This is a genomic window from Macrococcus sp. 19Msa1099 (genome assembly GCA_019357535.2).
Classification (GTDB): Bacteria; Bacillota; Bacilli; order Staphylococcales; family Staphylococcaceae; genus Macrococcoides; species Macrococcoides psychrotolerans.
This window is the reverse complement of the sequence record CP079955.1, coordinates 87,432-109,962: the sequence shown is the minus strand read 5'-3', so window position 1 is coordinate 109,962 and position 22,531 is coordinate 87,432. Positions and strand designations below refer to the sequence as shown.

The window sequence follows — 22,531 nt, the reverse complement described above, 5'->3', positions numbered from 1 at the left end:
ATCTTGAGTACATCATACCGCTTAAACATTGATTTGTGAGAGCTTTCACGATGAAATGCAAAAATCATATGCTGAAATGCAAAAAAATAGGACTCAAATTATTCGAGTCCTATTTCGTGCTTAAATTGCTTTATATATGATCTTGAAACCTGTAATTTTATGTCTTTCGTCAACTTCACTTGATAGGTGTAATTAAACCATTGTTCTGCTGACTTAATATGATGCTTGTTAATAATACTAGATCGATGTATGCGCATAAATACATTCTCTGGAAGCTTCTTTTCAAATGCACTTAATGGTTCATGAATCGCATATTCTGAGTTTACAGTGACGATATTTAATTGCCCTTCTTCTACATACAAGGCGATAATATCCTGTATATTAATGACATAGATTTTGTCATCGATCTGTATCGATAAGGTTGGCAATTTCGACTCTTGATTTGTGTTTATAGATGAGACTTTTGCTTTATTAAGTGCTGCCTCAATACGCTTTTGTTCGAATGGTTTTAATATATAATCTAATGCATTCAATTCAAACGCCTTCACAGCAAAACTATCATGTGCTGTAGCAAAGACAATCTTAGGCGGATGCTTCATCTTGTTAATCTTTTCAGCAAGTTCAAGGCCACTTTCATCAATCAAATTGATATCCAAAAACAACAATTCATACGTTTCTGATAATAATGAGGTCAATGTTTCTTCTATAGAATCCGCTTCATCAATAACTAATGTACCATCAATGTTATTGAGTAAGTAACGCAATTCATTTCTTGCCAGGGGTTCATCATCTACAACTAATATTCTCATGCATCTTCCTCCCTCTCTAAAGGTATAGATGTATAAAATTTAGTACCTGTATCACTTGTCGTGAAATTCAGTCGCGCATTGCTATTATACAATCCAATAAGACGTTTATTTAAGTTCTCAAGTGCGCTCCCGGTCCCGGAAGTAGACGCAACTTCATTGTGTCCGATATGCACGCGTTTTTCTTCCGGAATACCAAATCCATTATCTTCTACTGATATTTCAATTGTCTGATGTCCTTCTTTCACCTTTACGTAAACATCGTTACCAGACTTTCTATTATGAAACGCATGTTTAAATGCGTTTTCAACTAATATTTGAATGATAAATGGCGGCACTTTTGCATACTTTAACCCTTCATCTATATCAAAATGAATGTTAAAACGTTCGGGAAATCGTGCTTGTTCCAGCGATAAATAAGCTTCTACTTGTTGAATTTCTTTTTCAATTGTGATGCTCGTGCTTTTTGCGCCTTGTAAATTCGAACGGAAAAAGTTACTTAAATTAAGCAGAAGTTCTCTTGCTTTCTCGCTATCTACACGGATAAGCGCTGATATTGTATTCATCGCATTAAAGAAAAAATGTGGATTCACTTGTGCTTGTAATGATTTAATTTCCGCGTCTTTCAATAATTTAGATTGCGTTTCTATTTCACCGAGTTCAATCTGACTTGAGAATATATTCGCTAATCCTTCAGCAAGGCGTCGTTCGACATAAGTTAATTTATTGCTATCGGTAAAGTACAGTTTTAATGTGCCTGTTACTTCGTTATGTACGTATAAAGGGATAACAATCGCACCTTCAAGCGGGCATCCAGGATGCGTACAACCAATTTCATGCCTATTATGTGCTTCTTTAATTTCACCGGATTTAATAACTTGTTTCGACAGGTCAGTAATAATTTTCTTGCGCGGCACATGATGATCACTTGCTGCTCCGACGTGCGCTAATATATCCGTCTTATTAGTGATTGATACAGCCGATACTTTCATTAAGTCTTTTATAATTTGCGCTGCCTGTGTCGCAGATACTTCATTCAATCCAGCTCTGAAATAAGGTAATGTTTGATTCGCCAGGTTCAATACATCATGCGTCTGTACAGCACGCATACGTTGTTCCTGCTGAATTGTAGAAATAATAATGGACAAGAATATAGCAACACCCAAACTATTAATCAGTATCATCGGTAAAGCAATGAGTTTCACAATATCTAAGGCATATTCTGTATTCGAAGCAAAAACAATGATACAGATCATCTGAATAACTTCCATAATTGCACCGAGTATTACTCCAGTAAAGACATTAGGATAACGATTATTTTTCATCGCACGATAACCGAAATACCCCGAAGCAAGACCAATAAGTGCCGATGATACAACATATGTATATGCATCTATCCCACCAATTAGATAACGAGTAATTCCTGATACAATCCCAACTCCGATACCGACAATAGGTCCACCTATTAAGCCCGCAACACTTATTGTAAGTACGCGTGTATTCGCAATAACTGCATCGTCTGATATCCTACTGAATATCTGGCTTGATAATATTTCATTATTACGTATTTCAACACCTGTAAAGTTGGATACAGCTGCAAATAAACCAAATACGATTAATAATTGTATTTGAGAAGATAACTTTGAGCGTTCAGACATCATCTTCTTAAAGTAAGGGACGTTCATCAATAAATATGCGACAATAATAATCAATCCAACACGCTCTAACAATAGAATAAACAAACTAAACATAATATACCTCCACCATCATTATAACGTGAACAATTAGCGCTTGTCAGAAAAAGAAATATTATTCCCTATTTTCTTCGAAGTTAATAAGTGCTTCATATATTAGCGACACCATACGTTTACTCCCTGGATACTCAAGATGTATACCATCAGGTGCAAAGTATTCTGTATGGCCCTGTGAAGCTTCATACCAATCAATAATATGGACGTTCTTATATAAACGAGCAGCTTTATACATCTCTTCATTAACGTGTGCTTCATAATCTTTTGGAACTCTGGAAGTCACAAGAAATACTTGCGCTTTATCAAATTTAGATAACAAAATGTTCATCTGAACATCCTCAAAATCTCCATTTGTTCCGATAAATAGGATGACGACTCCATCCTTATGATTAAATGAGTGATATTTATCGGCAACATTCAATGCTTTATATATATTTCGCCCTACTTCGCCGTCTACAGTAGCATTCGGCAATACTTCTTTCAATTGATTATTTATATCAACAAGTACAGAATCACCGATAAGTAACGGCGTAGCATTCTTCACTAATTGTTCGGTCGTTTCATCCGGTGTCAATGGGCTAATACGTTTTATGTCAGGAATATTAGATAGTGTCTTCGTAATTTCATGATGCATTTGCGGTTGTTCGGCTTTAACGACAGATAATAAGTAAGGTGTAGAAATACATAAATACAAAGTTACAATAACTGTAATAAAATATTTAATAGACATTATTGTAAATACTTTAAAACCATTTAATCGATATGGACGTTCAATTAACTTATAGCTCAATACTGCCAGCACGATTGTGAGCATCACAGATGAAATATGGATATAAATAGGAATTTGCCCTTGAACAAAATGTTTTTGCATCAATACTATCACCGGATAATGCCATAAATATAAGCTATATGAATATTTCCCAATCACCGTCAGCGGCTTTATACCAAGTAGCTTGCTCATTATAGATGATGGATGAACTGCTGCCATAATAATCAATAATGTAAAGATCCCAAGTATATAGAATCCACCATTAAATAAAAATGCACTGTGCTCATTTAGCTTATAGATACTATACATTAAGACTATTAAACCTATGAAGCCTAGAAAATCAATGATGACTACTAAAATTCTCGGTGCATCTTGCTTCAATTTAAATGCCGGCCATATAAATGCACACATTACTCCTAACAGCAATGTCTGAAGACGCGTGTCCGTACCAAAGTATATACGCGACACATTTGCAGCAGGGTCATAGAGTGTTAACATCAATATCGCTGACAATATAGAAACAACAAAAAATAATAGCAGTATTTTCTTTTTAGACCATTTGTTAAGGAGTAGCATCAATGTTAACGGAAATAACAAATAGAACTGTTCTTCGATGGCAAGCGACCATAAATGTTCAAGTGGTCTAGCTTCAAAACTTTCAAAATAACTAAGTCCATCAAATATATACCACCAGTTCGAAATATATAATAATGCTGCAATAACATCTTTCTTAAGTTGATATAATAACGATTGATCAAAAAATATGATATATTGAATCACGATAAGTATCATAAATAATACCGGTGGGAAAAGTCGTTTCATTCGGCGTATCCAGAATTGGAGAATATTGATTGTTCCAGTTTTTTCATATTCGTTTATCAATAACATTGCAATTAAATAACCAGATATGACAAAGAAAGTGTCAACGCCAAGAAACCCCCCGGGCAGCCATTTTGGATTTAAGTGAAATATTATAATCGCAATAACTGCAATTGCTCTAATCCCATCTAATCCAGGAAGATATTTTCGATTCATATGTCTAGCCATCCTTTTAACAATTCTGTAATATATTTGTTACACATTCTTAATAATACACGCTTTATCAATTAACAACAATATTAAAATGTTAAATTTCATTGAAAATATTGTTAAATATTCCATGAAAGGAGTACTTCATGAATTTTTTTAACTTCGATACAACCTATACGAATTTAAATGAGATTTTTTATGTGATTAATAATCCACACTCTTTTTCTCATCCTGAATATGTGCTATTTAATGATGGATTAGCTCGTGAACTAAATATATCTCTCCAACTAAAGGCACACCCTGAAATATTAACAGGAAGCACTGTTATTGATGGAACACGTCCATTTTCTACTGCCTACGCAGGACATCAATTCGGGAACTTTACGATGCTTGGAGATGGCAGACAGCATATATTAGGTGAACACATTACACCTCAAAATAAACGATACGATATTCAACTTAAAGGATCTGGTCCCACGCGCTTCTCTCGTTCTGGAGATGGAAAAGCTACGCTCGGACCGATGCTGCGTGAATATATCATCAGTGAAGCCATGCATCACTTAAATATACCTACAACAAGAAGTCTTGCAATTTGTTCAACAGGAGAAAAAGTTTTACGCGAAAACATGCTGCCTGGTGCGGTCCTTACAAGAACTGCTAACAGTAATATCCGAGTAGGAACATTTGAATATGCTGCCCGTACAGCATATGAACACTTAAAAGAACTTGCAGATTATACAATCGACAGACACTTTCCTGATTTAATACACACTAATAATAAGTATTTGAAGTTATTAGATACTGTAATCGACAAACAAGCGCAGTTGATTGCACAGTGGCAGTCTGTTGGTTTTATACATGGTGTAATGAATACTGATAATATGACAATCAGCGGGGAAACGATAGATTATGGGCCATGTGCATTTATGGACTATTATCATACACATACTGTATTTAGTTCTATCGATATGCAAGGACGTTATGCTTATATCAATCAGCCTGCAATTGGGTTATGGAATTTAACTCGATTTGCCGAGACTTTATTACCTTTAATTCATACTGATGAACATGAAGCGATTCATCTAGCCGAGTCCGCACTTGAGAAGTTTCAGCATAGCTATACGGTATATTACAGAACAATGATGGGACAGAAAATCGGTATTAAGTCACCGAGCGAAGAAGATATGGTGCTGATTGATGAGCTGTTATCGCTTATGGAGCAACATGAAATGGACTATACAAATACTTTTCTAGCTTTACAAAATGAAGAAACATCTTCACTTGAATCTTTATCATCATGGATAACGAAATGGCAAGATAGACTCAAAACCGAAAAAGATCCAATTCAATTGATGCGTAAGGTTAATCCAGTTGTGATTCCTAGAAATCATATTGTAGAAGAAGCTTTAGATGATGCCATTCACGGCGATTTATCTGCTGTAAAAGCTTTACTGCAAGTACTATCACAGCCCTTTAATCCAGATCATGCTGATAGATATAAGCAGCCCGGGCCGAAAGATAGACCCTATCAAACATATTGCGGAACATAAAAAAGCGGAGAGATTGTTACAGTCTCTCCGCTTCATTCGTTTATATTAAAATGTTTTTCCTAATGCTTCTGCACGACGTACACCGTCTGCTTTAATTTCTTCTGCTTTCTCTGGCATTTGATTATGGCCTTCGATAACTAATTCTTCAACACTTGGCACACCGAAGAATCCAAGAATTGTTTGTAAGTAACGGTTACCTAATTCCAAGTCTGCTGCTGGTCCTTCTGAATAAATACCACCACGTGATTGAATAAGTAATGCTTTTTTGTCTGTTAATAATCCTACAGCACCTTCTGCTGTGTATTTGAAAGCTTTTCCCGCTACAGCGACAGCATCGATATATGCTTTAACTACTGCTGGGAATGACAGGTTCCACATCGGCGTAACGAATACGTATTTATCTGCTGCTGCAAATTCGTCACTTAATTCATTTAAACGAGCAACTTTTTGTTGTTCTGTTTCAGATAACACTTCGAATCCTTTACCTGATTGTAATTTACCCCAACCATCAAATACTTCTTTATCGATTAATGGAATGAATGTGTCATAAAGATCGATATGCACAACTTCGTGATCTGGATTTGATTGTTTATAGCTTTCGATAAATGATTTACCTGCTGCCATAGAATTTGAAACTGTTTCGTCATTTGGATGACCTGTAATATATAATACTTTTGTCATAATAAATTACTCCCTTTGATTTAATTAATATACTCGGTATATTTAATATACCATATAATATAATAAAATCAACCGATTAATTTCAAAGTGTAAAATTTATTATTTTCTCCAGAACGTATCGACATCTTTTTGGCTTCAATATTGAAACGAATAATCTTTTCGATTTTTTGTGCATCTTGAATACTTTCCAGATATTCACTAAATTGTTCCATTGTCATCCTCTGTTTTCAACATATTTTCAAAATGCAAGTTTGAGTCTGCGAGTACCTCTTTGTAGAAAGGATCTTTACCAATTAATTTAATTTCGTCTGCTATGGCCTCTACCTCATCCATATGATGCGTCGTCATAATCATTAAAGTGTGTTGCTTTAATTCATTAAGCAGGCGATGGATATCATATCTAGATTTCATATCTATGCCGACTGTCGGCTCATCTAAAATAATTATTTCTGGCTTCCCTAAGAGCCCGATCAGTAAGTTCACTTTACGTTTCGTCCCACCTGATAACGTATTGATTAATGCTGTCGTTTCATTAAGATTAAGTAGCTTCTTGTATCGATTAATTGTATCTTCATCTAATACTTGTTGACTCAATCCTTTGAATAAATGAATGTTGTCATCTACAGACATATGTTCAAACAATGCAATATCTTGTGGAATATAACCAAGGATTTTATGTATGTGTTTTTTATCTAATGGTTGTTCATTATAAAAGATGTATCCTTCATCTTGGTTTTCAAGCCCTGCAATCATGCGAAGTAATGTTGATTTTCCAGCACCATTCTCACCAAGTAACATGGTCAATGATTTATCACGAAACGTTGTATTCAATCCTTCGAATATAACTTTACGTTTATATTTCTTGTATAAATTGTCTATTGTTATCATAATATCACCCAAACAGTAAGAGATTTAATACCGTAATAATTGTTAAAGAAAAAGTTACCGTCATAAACATCTTATGACTTATCGTCTTAATATAAATCAGCAGTGCAGATAATACATATTCATAAATGATCACTGTAAAGAGTACAACAATATAAAAATATAAGCTCATCTGAGCATCAAGAATAATACTCGCAGCCCTGACACAAAACATAATAAGCAATGTGTGGATTAACACATATAATAAATGGTACTGTATGCGTGTATGAGGAAACATGAATATTCTCGATAATGCTGCGTGTTGTGCAATATTTCGATGTAATACAATTTGTAATGATGCACAGAGTAATAATAGACTGACTATAAAATTCATCGATACTGAATGTGATTCAACTCGATTGACTGCAAACTGTTTAATTTTGCTCTTTGGTGTTTCTTTTTTATATGTTTGCACTACATTATCTCTATTGACTTCGTGATCTTTATCGACATACTTCTTAACGATGTATGGAATCTGCACATCATATAGTGCCTTACTTACAATTTCCTGGGCAATAGATCCCGCAAAGTCATCTCTATAAAATAACGGAAGCGCATCCCTCATGTCATGTTCTGATAATCGCTTTGAAAATCCTTCTGGTATTGTAAAAGCAACAATCGCTTCTTTTCTTTTAATTACATCATCAATATAGGCTTCATCTTTCTCGATTAATTGCGTATTAATGAAAGGAGCATCCTTAACTTTATCAATCAACTTACGAGACTCTGGGGTCTCATCCATATCTTGTATTGCAATCGGCATACTAAATACTTGATTCACAGCTTGTTGCACTACTTGTGTAGTGCATATTACAGATATCAGGATTGTCAGAAGTACTATATACGCTTTCCATTGCTTTAAAAATATTAAATTAATAAGAGGTTTCATCTTCTATACCTCCATACCCAGATGATAAAGGCAGTAAGTACACTAAGGACTAAATAAAGCCATAAGTAACCTGGTTGATCAATTAAATAATTATTGAGAAGCAGTTCAACGAGTTGATTGAATATATAGCTGAATGGCTGTTCGTACAAGAAATCATTGTGCCCCTTAAAATAAACAGAAGGTATCGTAGCACCAGAGAACAATATAATAACTATTGTCAGTATTGCCTTAAATAAAATGTTTAACATCCCTGTAAAGCAGCAGTCTATGAAAAATAGCAGTCCCGAAATTAATATTAAATATATGACCATTATCATTATCAACGTTTGTAAATTATAGTATTCAAACTTATAGTTCATCATCATATTAGAAATAAGTAACATAAAAACCGTAAAACTTATTGTATAAAATAATGTTACGATACTTCGTGCAAATGTTAATTTTTCGATTGAAAATCTTAAAAGACTTAAACGATCAAGCAGTGCATGCTCTTGATTCATCTTAAGCACTGAAAATAATGATAAATAGAATAAATAAATTGAAATAAATATTGCACTCACTGTATAGTATGCGTATGAATTATATAGTTTCACAGGTTGTTCATCAAATGCACCATTGCGATTCAATCCTGTAAAAAGCATATCTGTCATCATTTCAAGCATTTCTTCCCTTGAGGCTTCAGGATACAGCACTTTGTAACTTTTAATGCCACCCATAGATAACATCAGCCTACTATATACTGAATCTGTAAGCTGATAAATCACGACACTTCTTACAGATGACTTATCATAAGTATAGACGGATATCGGCAATGTTCCATATTTATAGAAAGAATCTGTCATTCCTTTATCTAACACAAAATAACCATCCAGCTTATTTTGTTTTAATAATCTTTCTGCTTTATGCTCCGGCATTTGTTTAAGTTCCAGATTATTGCCGATACTCTTGCCATCTCCAATAGACTTTAAGATTAATCGTGTCTCAGAAGACTGATCATTATCGACAAGTCCAATACGAAATCGCTCATCTTTCATTTGAGTATACGTTATAACCATCATGACACCGACAATCGTAGCAAACAGTAACAATAGATAGAGCAGCAAATACCATTTTTTATATAAAAAAGAGTGATAAATGTTAAACAACTTATAGTTCACATTTATCACTCCTTTATCATTTATTCAAAGTCTTGCGTAACATCTGAGAAAATCTCATCAAATTTATCTTCTACTTCTGTTTGCAAATCAGATAATTCGCTATCTGACATCGTATTTAAATTACGCGCATCCTTCTTAGCCACTTTAAAATCTTGTTTCAGCTTTGTATTGCTATCAAGCAGGATTTTTACTGCCTCTCCTTCAACATCAAATGATACTTCCGCTTTTTGTTTTTGTTCATTATTACCTATATCTGTATTCATCTCATTATTGAAATTCAGTACCATATCGCTACCTGCCAATTGCGTAAGGTCGACTGTCCCTTTATCATTTCGCTTTCCGCCATCTGCTGTAGACACATTTGTAAACGATACTTCCTTTTCTTCACTGTCATTAAATAACAGCTGATATGAATCTTCAAATTTCTTGTCTGATTTTTTAGATTCACCTTTTACAATTAAAATCTCCTCATCACCTGCTGAAAGATGATAGTCTAATTTAAGATTATCATTGATTTGAGAAGACCCTAGAATCCTTACATCTTTATCATCTTGGCCTTTGATTGTTAGATCACGTTTCAATATATCCTTTCCATCAACATAAATAATTGAATTGATTTCAGGATAGTTCTTCACTTCTTCTTTCTTAGCATCTTTAATTAATTTCTCTATCTCTTGCTTTACATCCTTACCTTGATTCTGAGACTTTAATAATTCTTGTAACTCTTTATCATCTTTTGCTTCTTCAAGCACTGCGAGAACAACTTTCTTAACATCCTCTCTTTTAAGATGCATTGTAAGCTTGTCTAGATCCATATTTTTACCAAAGACACTTACTTTTTCTTTGTCTTTCTTAAAATTTTCATCTTTGACGCTATCGACAACGATCTTAATGTAACGCTCAGCAATTTTGTTAACATCTTCCTCAGAAATCGTTGCACCACTTAATATATTGTTTAAATTCAACGATTCATTCGTCATGCCTTCTTCTACCAATGTTGGATTTAATTTTTCAAGCGTATCAACAATCTTATTATTAGGAACATTTAAAGGTTTATCTAGTACAGGTGCATCCAAATATTGATTATCTTTATCTGCACTCCACGTAAATGCTCCTATATCGTTATCCGCAATTGTCGGAGTAAGACTTATCTTCGATTTTTTCTCTTTACCATTATGCGCTAAATCTAAAATAATGTTCGATGAATCAATCATGGATTTAGAAACACCTAATCCATCCGTTAAATTCTCAGGAACATCTACACCTAATTTTAAATTAGATGCATAACTTTCATCTTTTAGTTTTTGCTGAAATTTAGATTCTTCTGGAAACCTCATTTCTACATACTTCGACATGTTATCCATCGATTTTTTCTCGCTTAATAGGTAAGCATTTTTTGGTGTATTTGTCATAAAAAAGTATGCAGCTGCGCCTCCACCAATCAATACGAGTGCCGCGATAAGTCCGATGATCAAGCCTTTAGATTTCTTCATAAATGATAATCCTCCTTGGTTTGTTAACTCAATCATATCAGACTTTATTTTTATCTTAAATAGTTATCTTCAAAATAAATCCATTTATATTATTTTGTTACTCTATATATAATCCCTTGAATTTAATACAAAAATTCATAAGCGCTATATTTAACTAACTATAGACATGTAATATTATATTTTATTTAAATAATAATTATCTTATTGAACTTTTGACGTTTTAATAACTTTGAAATGAAGAATGTATGCAAATAACGCCATAATAAATAAAGATAATATCGCTATTCTACTCGCAAGCGGGCCATAGTCTTTTAACAACAGTGTGATGGTTCCATATATAAACGGCCCGATTACTGCTGACAACTTCCCGCTCATCGAAAACAAACCGAAAAATTGTCCGACGTGTTCTTCCGGTGCTAATTCAATAATTAACGTTCTGGAAATTACCCATATCGAACCCATCGCAATCCCGAACAGCACTGCACATATATAGAAGACTTCTTTAGGCAGAGGTAGGCTCGCTAGTATTAATGCAATCATCAATATGAGTCCGACGTAATGCAGCGCCTTTAATGATCCTATATGTTTTGCGATATATCCAAACACAAATGCCCCGATGATACTGAATACTGTTGCTGCCATGAATACAACTATAAACTGCTGGCTCGTAAAACCGACAACCGTTGTAGCATAAGGTTGCATCATACTAATTGCTGTTGCTAGCGCATCGTTTAAGAAGAAGTAGACAATCAAAAAGATATAAATTGCTGGCTTTGATTTCGCTAATTTAAATGTTTCTACCACTTCTTTATATCCAGATTTCAATGAAGTGTGATGCACTTCTTTTTGTCTTTTTCCGTCTTTACCGAACATAAAAATCGGCAGACTAAATACAAGAAACATTATCGCGGTTGGGATAAAAGTCTCTCCAGCTTCTTTCGTCCCTACAAACGTCATGATTGAAATTACACCAAATAATGTTCCCATATACCCCAATGCTACACCGTAACCAGAAATGACAGAGTGATTTTCTTTACTTGTTAAACTCGGCATCATTGCGTCATAAAATACAAGACTTGAGTTATACATAAACTTAGCAATAGTGAACAAGATTATAATGATTAAAAAAGTTAAGGGTACATCTAAAAAGCTGCCTTCTAAAGGATGCTTATAGACATAACCCATACCAAATGTGCATAAAAATACTATCAAAGTAAATATAATAACCCACTTCTTCTTATGATTCGTCCGATCAATATATATACCGTATATCGGGCTCAATATAATAAGCAATAAAGCCGAGATACTTGCTGAATATGCAATCCAAGTAGATGCTAATTGCTCAGTTACCGGATTTTGACCAAAGTGTTCTGTTACAAATTGAGGAAAGAATAATGTAATGATATTGGCGCTGAAAATAGTGTTGCTAAAGTCATAAAGTGCCCAGCTTAAAATTGGTAATGATAGCATTAATTTAATATCTTTTTTCATAGTTTCTCCTAAAATTATTTTATATATATAATAATATATATATTCTAGGATGATAACATTAATTTATTATAAATTCTGTAACAAGTGTAAATTTCTTTTTATTTCAATAATTTTATTTGTTGGAGTTCACTTAATAATTGTTGTAATTGATGCGAACCCTCAATTGGTTCTAGTGTTACTGAAGGAAACAAAATACCTTTTTCTAGCTGTTGCGCCACCCTTTCAAATGCTAGTAAATAATGACCTAGTACTTCGTCATCTATACATCTTGTATGTCCATCCCTTAATTGTCTGTTTAATAAAAATGTGATTTGTTCTTTTAAAAATATTATTAAATAATAATATTTTAACACCTGTTTATTATCTGAAAATTCACCGTATTCATTTGAATACGTCATCTTTACATTAGAAAGATTTAAATATAGTTTGAACATTTCGCTTCTCGAATCTTTAATTTTGTGATTCGATGCATATCAATAATAAAAAGCTCGATAGATAGTTCTATCAAGCTTTTAAATTGACTCCATGATTCCTTTACCGATCATAATTTTATCTCGGTACTTTTTATACGATTAATTTTAATTTCTCTATTTCATCCCTTATATTATTGGATCAAAGCCATATTTCTCAAATATTTTAAGTGTATCTGGCTGTGCTACATAGTTAAAGAATTTTTGTGCCTCTTCTTTGTGATGCGTATCTTTTATAATCGCTACTGGATATATAATTTTGTCATGCAATGTATCTTTAATTGTAAATGAATACTTTATCTTCTCGCTAGATTTCAAATCTGAGGCATATACAATGCCAGCTTCTACATTCCCTGTCTCAACATAAGTCAAAACTTGTCTCACGTCTTTAGTTAATATGTATTTATTTTCTAGTTTCTGATAAAGATTAGCATTTTCAAGCATTTGCTTACCATATGCTCCTGCAGGAACTAATTCAGGGTTGCCCAGTGCAATTTTATCTATTTTATTAGATGTTAAATCATGTACATTATTGATTGGACTGTTAGAGATAAGTACGAGATGATTTTTAAGTAGTGATTTTTTCTCATCTTTATTTATTTTATTATCTTCAACGAGCATGTCTACTTTATCCTCAGCAGCAGAAATAAATATATCCACAGGCGCACCTGATTTTATTTGCTGAGCAAGTGTTCCTGAGGCACCATAGTTAAATTTTAAATCAATCGCCTGATATTTTTTTTCATATTTTTGTTCAATTTCATTCAGCGCATCTTTCAAGCTTGCTGCTGCAGATACCGTAATGATCTTCTTATCTTTTTGCTGCTTAATTTCTTCTGTTTGATTGCACGCACTTAATAATAAAACTGCTGATAGAATGATAAATAATTTTTTCATAATATTCCTCCTCATTTTATTATAAGCACAAACAAAATAAAAATACCACTTAATGTAAGTTATTACTTAAGTGGTATTGATGATAATCTTAATTTCTAATTAAATAGTCGAAGGCACTTAATGCTGCCGTTGCACCTGCACCCATAGAAATAATAATTTGTTTATATGTTTGATCCGTGCAATCCCCTGCTGCAAATATACCCGGAACATTTGTAGCACCATTGCGATCAACGATGATTTCACCACGGTTATTGCGCTCTACTAAATCTCCAACAAATTCAGTGCTTGGCACTAAACCAATTTGCACAAAGACACCTTCTAAATCAACTGTATGTTCTTCATTTGTAGTACGATCTATATAAGTTAAGGCTTGAAGCTTATCTGTACCTGTTAGCTCTTTCGTAGCTGCAGATTTAATTATCTCTGCATTTTTTAACGAAGCAAGACGGTCCTGCAATACTTTATCAGCTCTTAGTTCTTCACCAAATTCAAGTAAAGTGACATGCTCTACAATACCAGCAAGATCAATCGCAGCCTCTACACCAGAGTTTCCGCCACCGACAACTGCAACACGTTTACCTTCAAATAAAGGACCGTCACAATGCGGGCAATAAGCTACACCTTTATTTTTATATTCAGCTTCACCTGGCACGTTCATATTACGCCATTTTGCACCTGTACTAATAATCAATGTTTTACTTGAAAGCTTTCCACCGTTCTCAAGTGTGACATAACTCATATCATCAATTTTCTCAATCGATTCTACACGCACTGCATTCATCACATCAATATCATAGCTCTTAATATGATCAACTAAGTTCTGAGCAAACTCCGGACCTGTCGTTTCTTTTACAGAAATAAAGTTTTCAATTGCAGCAGTATCATTTACTTGTCCCCCGATACGTTCTGCAACAATACCAGTTCTTAAACCTTTACGCGCAGCATAGATTGAAGCTGCTGCACTTGCAGGTCCTCCACCAATAACAAGGACATCGAAAGGCTCTCTTGCATCAAATTCTGATGCATCAGCGCCTCCACCAACTTGATTAACGATCTCTTCAACCGTCATTTTGCCGCTGCCAAACTCTTCACCATCTAAGAAAATACTAGGTACTGCCATAATATCTTTCGATTCTTCTCTGAATACTGCACCATCAATCATTGTATGCGTAATGTTTGGATTAAGCACCGACATTACGTTCAATGCTTGGACAACATCAGGACACTTTGTACAAGTTAGACTTACAAACGTTTCAAAATTTAAGGGCTGATTAATCTTTTTAATTTGATTGATTACCGCTTCATCAAGTTTTGGAGCTCTGCCGCTCACTTGCAGTAAAGCAAGCACTAACGATGTAAATTCATGACCTAACGGTACACCTGCAAAAGTAACACGTGCCTCCTCTTCAGGACGCGCAACTGTGAAGCTAGGTGTTCTCTTAAGCACTGCTTCTTTAATAGATATTTTGTCCGACATTTCACTAATTTCATTTAATAATGCCATCATATCCTGTGAAGTTTTATCTTCACCTTTACTTGCTGTTAAAATAATCTCACCTTCAAGTAACTCAAGGTATTGACTTAATTGTTGTTTTAAACTACTGTCTAACATTTACTTATGCTCCTTTTATTGTATATTTATACACCTTAAAGATAATAGAGACCACAACGCAATATATACGTTGTGGCACTATAGATATTAACGCTAAGTTAAATAATTAAATTTTACCTACCAAGTCTAAACCAGGTGTTAAAGTTTCAGATCCTTCTTTCCATTTCGCCGGACATACTTCACCATCATGTGATGCTACGTATTGAGCAGCTTTCACTTTATCAATTAACACGCTTGCTTCACGACCGATACCATCGTTGTTAATTTCCATCGTTTGAATAACGCCGTCTGGATCGATTAAGAATGTAGCACGTTGTGCAAGACCAGCTTCTTCATCTAACACATCGAAGTTACGTGCAATCACATGTGATGGGTCACCAATCATAGTGTACTGTATTTTAGAGATTGCTTCTGAGTGATCATGCCAAGCTTTGTGCGTGAAGTGTGTATCACATGATACAGAGTATACGTTCACACCTAAATCTTGTAATGTTGCATATTGATCTTGTAAATCTTCTAATTCAGTTGGACATACAAAAGTGAAGTCCGCTGGATAGAAACATACGATGCTCCAAGAACCTTTCATTGACTCATTTGATACTTCTACAAATTCATCACTTTTTGGATCATACGCTTGTGCTGTAAACGGTAAAATTTCTTTGTTGATTAATGACATAAATAAATTCCTCCTGAAATTCTAATAAAATTCTTATTTAGAATAATTCTAATTTCTACATTTCTTATTATACATGATGGGTAATACAAGTCAACTAAAGACATTTAATTTTATAATTATTTTAATTAAAGTTGTCACTAGCGTTATTGAATTGTTTTATCCTATTAAATTTTATCATTTAATTCCTATAATTCTCATTTAGAGATAGTAATAATTATCCTAATTTTTTTGTCATTATTAATCCTTAAATATATTGTATAATAATTGTATTATTACTATATATAAAATTGATTGATTGTGTTAAAATTATTGTGAAATGATGCACATACATATGGAGGGGTATTATGACACTGGAACGACCTGTAAAAACACTTGAAGATACACACGCTTCAAAACCTAATATCGAAAATATTGTTGGTCAAGTAGCTACAAAAGAAATCATGGTTGACCGTGCACCGGGCAGATACGTACTGAAGTCTGTCATGTCTGGATTTTTACTTGCAATTATGACGGTGTTAATGCTCGCAGTCAAAACACAGTTTGCAGGGGCGAATCCAGGTTTAATTAATTTACTTGGTGCAATTTCATTTAGTATCGCACTCGTTATGATTGTGCTGACAAACTCGGAACTACTAACGAGTAACTTTATGTTCATGACTGTTGGTCTTTATTATAAAGTTATTTCAATGCCTAAGGTGATGAAGATTTTTACATACTGTTTTATAGGTAACATCATTGGGGGCTTCATACTATTCGGTATGATGACAGGAACTAAAGTAATGACGCCGGAGATGGTCGCTGCACTTACAAAAACCGTTAACGCAAAAACGATTGATTCTACGTGGCTTACAATTTTAATAAAAGGGATTTTCGCAAACTTCTTTATCAATATCGGAATTTATATCTCACTTCAATGCAAAGAAATGTTGGCAAAAGTATTCTTTATCGGTGTCGGTGTTGTAATATTCGTATTTATGGCATACGAACACGTTGTTTACAATGCAGGGTTGTTTGCAGGAATGATGTTCTATAACATCGATGCATTATCATGGATTGATGTTATAAAAAATATTGTTTTCGCTTATATCGGTAACTACATCGGAGGCGGCATCTTTGTAGGACTTGTTTATGCATATTTAAACGGAAGTAGAAATGAAATAGAAGGATAATAATGAACGCCGAACTAGAGTTCGGCGTTTTTATTATTTATAGTATAGTTTTTTCGCATTTTCCATACTCAAGCTTACAAGCTGATCATTTTTATTCAAATACATAATATGATTCGCTTCGTCTATAGATTGAATTACTAATGTATCATTGATCTTTATGTCATTTTCGTATAGGTATGATAACAACCTCACTTCATCACGAACTTTTGACAGTGTGAATGAATCACCAGTATTCAGTTCTGTAATAGCATGGAGTGTCTCTTCCTGTAAACTGCCTCTTGGGATTAATGCCCCATGAGGACAATATTTAGGATAGCTTAACATTTCATCGAGACGTTCTATAAATAAGTCTGATACACGGTGTTCGAGAACTTCTGCTTCAATATGTACTTCATCCCAACGATAGCCTAATGTTTCAATCAGAAAACATTCAATTAAACGATGACGTTTTACAACTCGGGCTACTTCTTTTTCTCCAACTTCTGTCAGCATTGCACCTTTATAAGGTTTAGTAGTAATATACCCCTCTTTTTCTAATCGATTCGTCATCTCAGTTACAGACGGTGGCTTGATTCCAAGATGTGTCGCAATTTTTTTATTCGAAACATAGTCATTTAAACCATTGTTATGATAAATACACTTTAAATAATCTTCTTTTTCTTCAGTTAACATACTTCTTCCTCCAAAATTTAAATTTTATGAAAAATTTCCCATTGCTTTATTATTTTTTAAGTATTATATTAAATATAGTTTAGGTTTGCCTAAACTTATTTTTAAAATTTATAAAAGGGGATGGTCTCTATGCTTTCAATTCATAATTTAAACGTTTCTATAGATGGACGTCATATTCTTCATGACATTAATTATACACAACAATTAACAGGAAAGCTTATAGGAGTTTTAGGCCCGAATGGCGCCGGAAAATCTACATTATTTAAAGGTATGCTTGGTTTTATTCGCTCGACCGGAGCAGTAAGTCTCAATAATAAGTCATTAATTAAGCAACTCACACGTTGTGCATATATCCCTCAGAAATCATCTATTGATATCGAATTTCCTATCACTGTTATTGATACAATACATTCTGGTTTATACGCTTCATCTTTAATGAAACATCGTTCTGATAATAAAAAGGTAAATGAATTAATGACTTTGATGGAATTAAATGATATTCAGCATAAACTGATCAGCGATTTAAGTGGCGGACAATTACAACGTGTATTGATTGCACGAAGCCTTATGCAGGAGAAAGATATTTACTTTCTGGATGAGCCTTTTGTTGGTATTGATTTCAAAAGTTATGAAATCATTAAAGATTGCATATTTAAATTAAAATCAAATCATAAACTTATCTTTATCGTTCATCATGATTTAAGATCAGCTTCTGATTTGTTTGATGAATGTATTCTACTGAATAAAGGGATTATTGCTGAAGGACCCACTAAAAGCATACTTACTGAAGATAATATTAAACAAACATATTTTGTACAAGGAGGTGTTTAAATGAGTTTTATTACTGAAATCTCAAACTATCCTTTCTTATCACGTGCATTAATTACAGCAGCGATTGTCGGAATCGCAGCAGGAGTAGTCGGATGTCTCATTATATTACGTGGATTAAGTTTAATGGGTGACGCGATGAGTCACGCTGTATTGCCAGGCGTTGCTCTAAGTTTTCTATTGCATATACCAATGTTTATTGGAGCATTATTCACCGGTCTATTAACAAGCTTGTTTATCGGCGCAATAACTGACCACTCTAAAACGAAAAAAGATGCTGCTATTGGTATTGCGTTCACTCTATTCTTCTCTGTTGGTGTCGTAATGATCAGCATGATGGAGACGACGACAAATTTATATCACATATTGTTCGGAGATATACTTACGGTAACGAAAGAAGCAATGTACACAACGCTCTTTGTCAGTCTCGCTGTGCTCCTCGTTATTATTGTCTGCTATAGACAACTTAAATTAACGACGTTCGATCCAATCTTCAGCAGAATGAATGGTATTAATCCATCCTTCTGGCATTATACTGTAATGATACTGTTAGCACTTATTACAGTCGTTAGCTTACAAACAATAGGCATCATACTCGTCGTTGCAATGTTGATTACACCCGCATCAAGCGCCTATTTAATTTCTAAAAGCTTACACAAGATGATGCTTTTATCTGCTGCATTTGGATTATTCAGTGCAGTTACCGGCATTTATATCAGCTATATATTGAACGTCCCAAGTGGCGCATGTATTGTTATTATTGCAACTATAATCTATCTCATTATATTTACACTCAATAAAACAACGAAAATATTTATTACGAAAGGATGAAATTTATGAACACAAAACATTTTTCTAAAATAATTGTCTTCTTTGCGCTGGCAACAATTTTATTAAGCGCATGTTCACAAGATAAAAAAGAAGGAAAATTAAAAATTGTAACATCAAACTCTATTATCTATGATATGACTAAAACGATTGCGGGTGATCATGCAATCATTACTAATATCGTACCTATTGGACAAGATCCGCACGACTATGAAGTTAAACCGAAAGATATTAAAGCAATTACTGATGCTGATTTAGTGTTATTTAATGGCTTAAACCTAGAAACTTCAAGCGGGTGGTTTCAAAAAGCATTACAACAAGGTGATAAGAAATTAGACGATGACAATGTTATCGCTGTGAGTGATGGCGTTAAGAAAATTTTCTTAAATGAGCGTCATGACGATAATGCAATTGATCCACATGCCTGGTTAAGTATTGATAATGGGATTATTTATAGCAAAAATATCGCTGAAGCAGTTGAGAAAGCAGATAAAAATCATTCAAAAGTGTACCATAATAATATGGAGCAATACACGAAAAGCTTAACTACATTAAGCGCGCAGTATAAAGATAAATTCAATGATATTTCAAAGTCAGAGCGTCATTTAATTACGAGTGAAGGCGCGTTCAAATACTTCAGTAGAGACTATGATTTGAGCCACGCTTATATATGGGAGATTAATACGGAAAAACAAGGTACACCAGAACAGATGAAACAAGCAATAAACTTTGTCAAAAAACATCAGGTTAAATCTTTATTCGTCGAAACGAGTGTCGATAAACGTAGTATGCAGTCACTCAGCGAAATGACTAAAACACCGATTTATGGCGAAGTCTATACAGATTCTATCGGTCAAAAGGGCACTGACGGAGATAGTTATTATAAAATGATGGAACATAATATAAAAACAATTCATAATGGATTGAAATAGTAGAGCGCAGCGTAATTACACGCTGTGCTCTATTAATTGATGATAAATAATATAACTTGCTGTTACACACGTCACAGGAATTGCGATTGCAACCGCAACTCCTCCAGAAATAATCATTAATATTTCCTGGGAAAATACTTTAGAGTTAATAATTTGTTCAAATGTATAACCTACATTTTTAAACCATATTATCAGTGTCATCCCTGTACCTAAGTAGGCAAAGTATAATGTATTCGTTGTCGTACATAATATGTCTTTTGCAACATTCAATCCGGAACGATACAGTTCGCTACGCGTTAAATGTGGCTCATTCAGATAAATATACTCCATACTTGATGCAATTGAAACAGACAAATCAATGATTGCACCTAACACACTGATCATAATAACAAAGAGCATGACATTGAAGAACGATACGCCTATACGTAATGAATATGTCGCAATCTCTTCCCCATCTTCCATCGGGAACCCTTGAATCATACCGAATTTTGTTGCTCCATATATAAAGATAAGAGAAATAATAAACGTAATAAATGTTGAAATCAAAGCAGAGATACTCACATTGTCATATTTATTAATGATTAATATATTAAATAATCCCATTATTATGCTGAAACATAGTGCCACCAATATGACATTTGCATTAAGCACAACACAAAGTATCGCGACTGCCAACATGAATATATTCATAAATATTGCAAGAAAAGCTTTTATTCCATTTTTACCTCCAACGATTGCCATGAGAATGAATAATATAATAATAAGTAATGTTAATGTCTTCATCGCCTCACCTCGCCTCCAAGCATCACGCTCGCGATCCATATCGTAATTGGTATTGAAAGTACGATACCGATACTGCCGGATACTGCACGAGCAAGTTCAAGCGACCAATGTAAACTAAACGTCTGCCATATCGGTGAATGATTTGCTAAATACAATATAATAATTGGCATCGCACTACTTAAATATGCGAATAATAAAATATTTGTCATCGGACCGATGATATCCTTTCCAATTTCATACCCCGATGCACGTAGTGACTTGGTATTCGATAAAGGCTGCGTTACTTTTATCTCGTGTAATGATGACGTAATTGTGATCGCTATATCCATAACAGCTCCAAGGGTTCCGATAAGGATGGTCGTCAAAAATACTTTCTTTGGCGGAATCGTCAAGTAAGACATTGTTTCATAGCGAATTCCTTCAGCTGAGGTTAAATATATCACGCTTTGCACAACGAGCAATGTTACTAAAGTGGCTGCGAGTGTGCTGACAATCGCAATCCATGTTTTCCTCGTAAATCCATTAATGAATGTGAGTGTGAGTATTGTACATAATACAACTGCAACACTCGCTATTAGTATCATCGGAATATGTTTATGTGATAAATAGAAATTAAATACAAATAACGTAATACAGAAATTTAAAATTAAACTGATTAATGAATAGAATCCTTTCTTACCGACCATAATGATAAGCAGTAGCGTAAACACAGAAAGCGCAGTCACTAAAACTGTATCCCTCTTCTCACCTATAATTTGCGATTTATCTCCGGCTTTTATAAATACTTTCTGACCTTTTTTATATTGCTCATCATAAGCACTACTTTTAGTATATGTATTCGTAACAATGAACCTTTCACCTTTATGGTTATGATTCGTACCTATCATTTCTACAACTTGCTTATATACAATATCTTTGCGGTGATTCGCATCAATTGTACTTTCTTTCGATATAACTTCCACATGAGTCACCTTCGCAATTGTTAGCTTGTAAAGTGCATCATTATTAAGCGTGAATACAATTACTCCAATACATATGATTAAAGTCAAACTGTATGAAAACCACTGTAATCCTGAGCGTTTCAACATATTTTTCATTAAGACCATAGGGTGTTCCTTTCAAAT

Annotated in this window: 22 protein-coding genes; 5 read left to right on the top strand and 17 right to left on the bottom strand. The window is 34.0% G+C overall.

Features of this window, described 5'->3' with window-relative positions; translation table 11 throughout:
* Positions 1-98 precede the first annotated feature (98 nt).
* The 3 genes from KYI10_00550 to KYI10_00540 are packed head-to-tail and all read right to left on the bottom strand — an operon-like array spanning position 99 to position 4,361.
* Positions 99-809, bottom strand: coding sequence for a LytTR family transcriptional regulator DNA-binding domain-containing protein (locus tag KYI10_00550; protein ID QYA32977.1), 711 nt, complete (start codon positions 807-809; stop codon positions 99-101).
* Entirely contained in the window at positions 806-2,557 is a 1,752-nt protein-coding gene (locus KYI10_00545; protein ID QYA32976.1) for a sensor histidine kinase, read from the bottom strand. The genes KYI10_00550 and KYI10_00545 overlap by 4 nt, the downstream gene beginning before the upstream one ends.
* A 58-nt stretch (positions 2,558-2,615) precedes the next feature.
* Positions 2,616-4,361 (bottom strand): acyltransferase family protein, encoded by a 1,746-nt coding sequence (locus KYI10_00540; GenBank protein ID QYA32975.1) that lies wholly within the window; start codon positions 4,359-4,361, stop codon positions 2,616-2,618.
* Between the two features lie 140 nt (positions 4,362-4,501).
* On the opposite strand from KYI10_00540, the gene KYI10_00535 reads away from it, so the two are divergent.
* Complete coding sequence (locus KYI10_00535; protein ID QYA32974.1) at positions 4,502-5,905, top strand: protein adenylyltransferase SelO; 1,404 nt, start codon at positions 4,502-4,504, stop codon at positions 5,903-5,905.
* Positions 5,906-5,950: 45 nt separating this feature from the next.
* Here the strand turns inward: KYI10_00535 and KYI10_00530 are convergent, their stop codons facing one another.
* The 11 genes from KYI10_00530 to ahpC all read right to left on the bottom strand — a co-directional run bounded on the left by KYI10_00530 (position 5,951) and on the right by ahpC (position 16,195).
* The gene (locus KYI10_00530) at positions 5,951-6,586 is read right to left on the bottom strand and encodes an FMN-dependent NADH-azoreductase (GenBank protein ID QYA32973.1); all 636 of its coding nucleotides are present in this window, start codon (positions 6,584-6,586) and stop codon (positions 5,951-5,953) included.
* A 68-nt stretch (positions 6,587-6,654) separates the two neighbouring features.
* On the bottom strand, positions 6,655-6,798 hold the full coding sequence (locus tag KYI10_00525; protein QYA32972.1) for a hypothetical protein: 144 nt from the start codon (positions 6,796-6,798) through the stop codon (positions 6,655-6,657).
* A complete protein-coding gene (locus tag KYI10_00520) occupies positions 6,785-7,474 on the bottom strand; it encodes an ATP-binding cassette domain-containing protein (protein QYA32971.1) in 690 nt (229 codons plus the stop codon). The genes KYI10_00525 and KYI10_00520 overlap by 14 nt, the downstream gene beginning before the upstream one ends.
* A 4-nt stretch (positions 7,475-7,478) precedes the next feature.
* A complete protein-coding gene (locus tag KYI10_00515) occupies positions 7,479-8,399 on the bottom strand; it encodes an ABC transporter permease (protein QYA32970.1) in 921 nt (306 codons plus the stop codon).
* The gene (locus KYI10_00510; protein QYA32969.1) at positions 8,396-9,556 is read right to left on the bottom strand and encodes an ABC transporter permease; all 1,161 of its coding nucleotides are present in this window, start codon (positions 9,554-9,556) and stop codon (positions 8,396-8,398) included. Before KYI10_00510 ends, KYI10_00515 begins: the two co-directional genes overlap by 4 nt.
* A 20-nt stretch (positions 9,557-9,576) precedes the next feature.
* Entirely contained in the window at positions 9,577-11,085 is a 1,509-nt protein-coding gene (locus KYI10_00505) for a DUF6583 family protein (protein QYA32968.2), read from the bottom strand.
* A gap of 165 nt (positions 11,086-11,250) precedes the next feature.
* Entirely contained in the window at positions 11,251-12,540 is a 1,290-nt protein-coding gene (locus KYI10_00500) for an MFS transporter (protein ID QYA32967.1), read from the bottom strand.
* 98 nt (positions 12,541-12,638) lie between these two features.
* On the bottom strand, positions 12,639-12,974 hold the full coding sequence (locus KYI10_00495; GenBank protein ID QYA32966.1) for a hypothetical protein: 336 nt from the start codon (positions 12,972-12,974) through the stop codon (positions 12,639-12,641).
* Between the two features lie 165 nt (positions 12,975-13,139).
* Positions 13,140-13,907 (bottom strand): molybdate ABC transporter substrate-binding protein, encoded by a 768-nt coding sequence (gene modA, locus KYI10_00490; GenBank protein ID QYA32965.2) that lies wholly within the window; start codon positions 13,905-13,907, stop codon positions 13,140-13,142.
* Positions 13,908-13,995: 88 nt separating this feature from the next.
* On the bottom strand, positions 13,996-15,519 hold the full coding sequence (ahpF, locus tag KYI10_00485; protein ID QYA32964.1) for an alkyl hydroperoxide reductase subunit F: 1,524 nt from the start codon (positions 15,517-15,519) through the stop codon (positions 13,996-13,998).
* 106 nt (positions 15,520-15,625) lie between these two features.
* Positions 15,626-16,195, bottom strand: a complete 570-nt coding sequence (gene ahpC / locus KYI10_00480; protein QYA32963.1) for an alkyl hydroperoxide reductase subunit C — start codon at positions 16,193-16,195, stop codon at positions 15,626-15,628.
* A gap of 344 nt (positions 16,196-16,539) precedes the next feature.
* Here ahpC and KYI10_00475 point away from each other — a divergent pair, with 344 nt between their 5' ends.
* Complete coding sequence (locus tag KYI10_00475; protein ID QYA32962.1) at positions 16,540-17,364, top strand: formate/nitrite transporter family protein; 825 nt, start codon at positions 16,540-16,542, stop codon at positions 17,362-17,364.
* 33 nt (positions 17,365-17,397) lie between these two features.
* Here the strand turns inward: KYI10_00475 and KYI10_00470 are convergent, their stop codons facing one another.
* Positions 17,398-18,036, bottom strand: a complete 639-nt coding sequence (locus KYI10_00470) for a metal-dependent transcriptional regulator (protein ID QYA32961.1) — start codon at positions 18,034-18,036, stop codon at positions 17,398-17,400.
* A 129-nt stretch (positions 18,037-18,165) separates the two neighbouring features.
* Between KYI10_00470 and KYI10_00465 the strand changes: the two genes are divergently transcribed.
* From KYI10_00465 to KYI10_00455, 3 genes are read left to right on the top strand one after another with little or no spacing between them, the layout of a single operon-like run.
* A complete protein-coding gene (locus KYI10_00465) occupies positions 18,166-18,867 on the top strand; it encodes a metal ABC transporter ATP-binding protein (protein QYA32960.1) in 702 nt (233 codons plus the stop codon).
* Positions 18,868-19,695 (top strand): metal ABC transporter permease, encoded by an 828-nt coding sequence (locus tag KYI10_00460; protein ID QYA32959.1) that lies wholly within the window; start codon positions 18,868-18,870, stop codon positions 19,693-19,695.
* 5 nt (positions 19,696-19,700) lie between these two features.
* Complete coding sequence (locus KYI10_00455) at positions 19,701-20,624, top strand: zinc ABC transporter substrate-binding protein (protein ID QYA32958.1); 924 nt, start codon at positions 19,701-19,703, stop codon at positions 20,622-20,624.
* A 15-nt stretch (positions 20,625-20,639) separates the two neighbouring features.
* On the opposite strand, the gene KYI10_00450 is transcribed toward KYI10_00455, so the two are convergent.
* Positions 20,640-21,407 (bottom strand): YibE/F family protein, encoded by a 768-nt coding sequence (locus KYI10_00450; protein QYA32957.1) that lies wholly within the window; start codon positions 21,405-21,407, stop codon positions 20,640-20,642.
* Positions 21,404-22,513, bottom strand: coding sequence for a YibE/F family protein (locus KYI10_00445; protein QYA32956.2), 1,110 nt, complete (start codon positions 22,511-22,513; stop codon positions 21,404-21,406). Before KYI10_00445 ends, KYI10_00450 begins: the two co-directional genes overlap by 4 nt.
* Positions 22,514-22,531: the final 18 nt, after the last annotated feature.

Excerpts from the sequence above, each read along its gene's own strand:
- KYI10_00465 (QYA32960.1), top strand. The coding sequence starts at position 18,166 with ATGCTTTCAATTCATAATTTAAACGTTTCTATAGATGGACGTCATATT.
- KYI10_00475 (QYA32962.1), top strand. The coding sequence starts at position 16,540 with ATGACACTGGAACGACCTGTAAAAACACTTGAAGATACACACGCTTCA.
- KYI10_00470 (QYA32961.1), bottom strand. The coding sequence starts at position 18,036 with ATGTTAACTGAAGAAAAAGAAGATTATTTAAAGTGTATTTATCATAAC.
- modA (QYA32965.2), bottom strand. The coding sequence starts at position 13,907 with ATGAAAAAATTATTTATCATTCTATCAGCAGTTTTATTATTAAGTGCG.
- KYI10_00455 (QYA32958.1), top strand. The coding sequence starts at position 19,701 with ATGAACACAAAACATTTTTCTAAAATAATTGTCTTCTTTGCGCTGGCA.
- KYI10_00540 (QYA32975.1), bottom strand. The coding sequence starts at position 4,361 with ATGAATCGAAAATATCTTCCTGGATTAGATGGGATTAGAGCAATTGCA.
- KYI10_00460 (QYA32959.1), top strand. The coding sequence starts at position 18,868 with ATGAGTTTTATTACTGAAATCTCAAACTATCCTTTCTTATCACGTGCA.
- KYI10_00550 (QYA32977.1), bottom strand. The coding sequence starts at position 809 with ATGAGAATATTAGTTGTAGATGATGAACCCCTGGCAAGAAATGAATTG.
- KYI10_00525 (QYA32972.1), bottom strand. The coding sequence starts at position 6,798 with ATGGAACAATTTAGTGAATATCTGGAAAGTATTCAAGATGCACAAAAA.
- KYI10_00505 (QYA32968.2), bottom strand. The coding sequence starts at position 11,085 with ATGATTGAGTTAACAAACCAAGGAGGATTATCATTTATGAAGAAATCT.
- ahpC (QYA32963.1), bottom strand. The coding sequence starts at position 16,195 with ATGTCATTAATCAACAAAGAAATTTTACCGTTTACAGCACAAGCGTAT.
- KYI10_00545 (QYA32976.1), bottom strand. The coding sequence starts at position 2,557 with ATGTTTAGTTTGTTTATTCTATTGTTAGAGCGTGTTGGATTGATTATT.
- KYI10_00515 (QYA32970.1), bottom strand. The coding sequence starts at position 8,399 with ATGAAACCTCTTATTAATTTAATATTTTTAAAGCAATGGAAAGCGTAT.
- KYI10_00535 (QYA32974.1), top strand. The coding sequence starts at position 4,502 with ATGAATTTTTTTAACTTCGATACAACCTATACGAATTTAAATGAGATT.
- ahpF (QYA32964.1), bottom strand. The coding sequence starts at position 15,519 with ATGTTAGACAGTAGTTTAAAACAACAATTAAGTCAATACCTTGAGTTA.
- KYI10_00495 (QYA32966.1), bottom strand. The coding sequence starts at position 12,974 with ATGTTCAAACTATATTTAAATCTTTCTAATGTAAAGATGACGTATTCA.
- KYI10_00520 (QYA32971.1), bottom strand. The coding sequence starts at position 7,474 with ATGATAACAATAGACAATTTATACAAGAAATATAAACGTAAAGTTATA.
- KYI10_00450 (QYA32957.1), bottom strand. The coding sequence starts at position 21,407 with ATGAAGACATTAACATTACTTATTATTATATTATTCATTCTCATGGCA.
- KYI10_00445 (QYA32956.2), bottom strand. The coding sequence starts at position 22,513 with ATGGTCTTAATGAAAAATATGTTGAAACGCTCAGGATTACAGTGGTTT.
- KYI10_00500 (QYA32967.1), bottom strand. The coding sequence starts at position 12,540 with ATGAAAAAAGATATTAAATTAATGCTATCATTACCAATTTTAAGCTGG.
- KYI10_00530 (QYA32973.1), bottom strand. The coding sequence starts at position 6,586 with ATGACAAAAGTATTATATATTACAGGTCATCCAAATGACGAAACAGTT.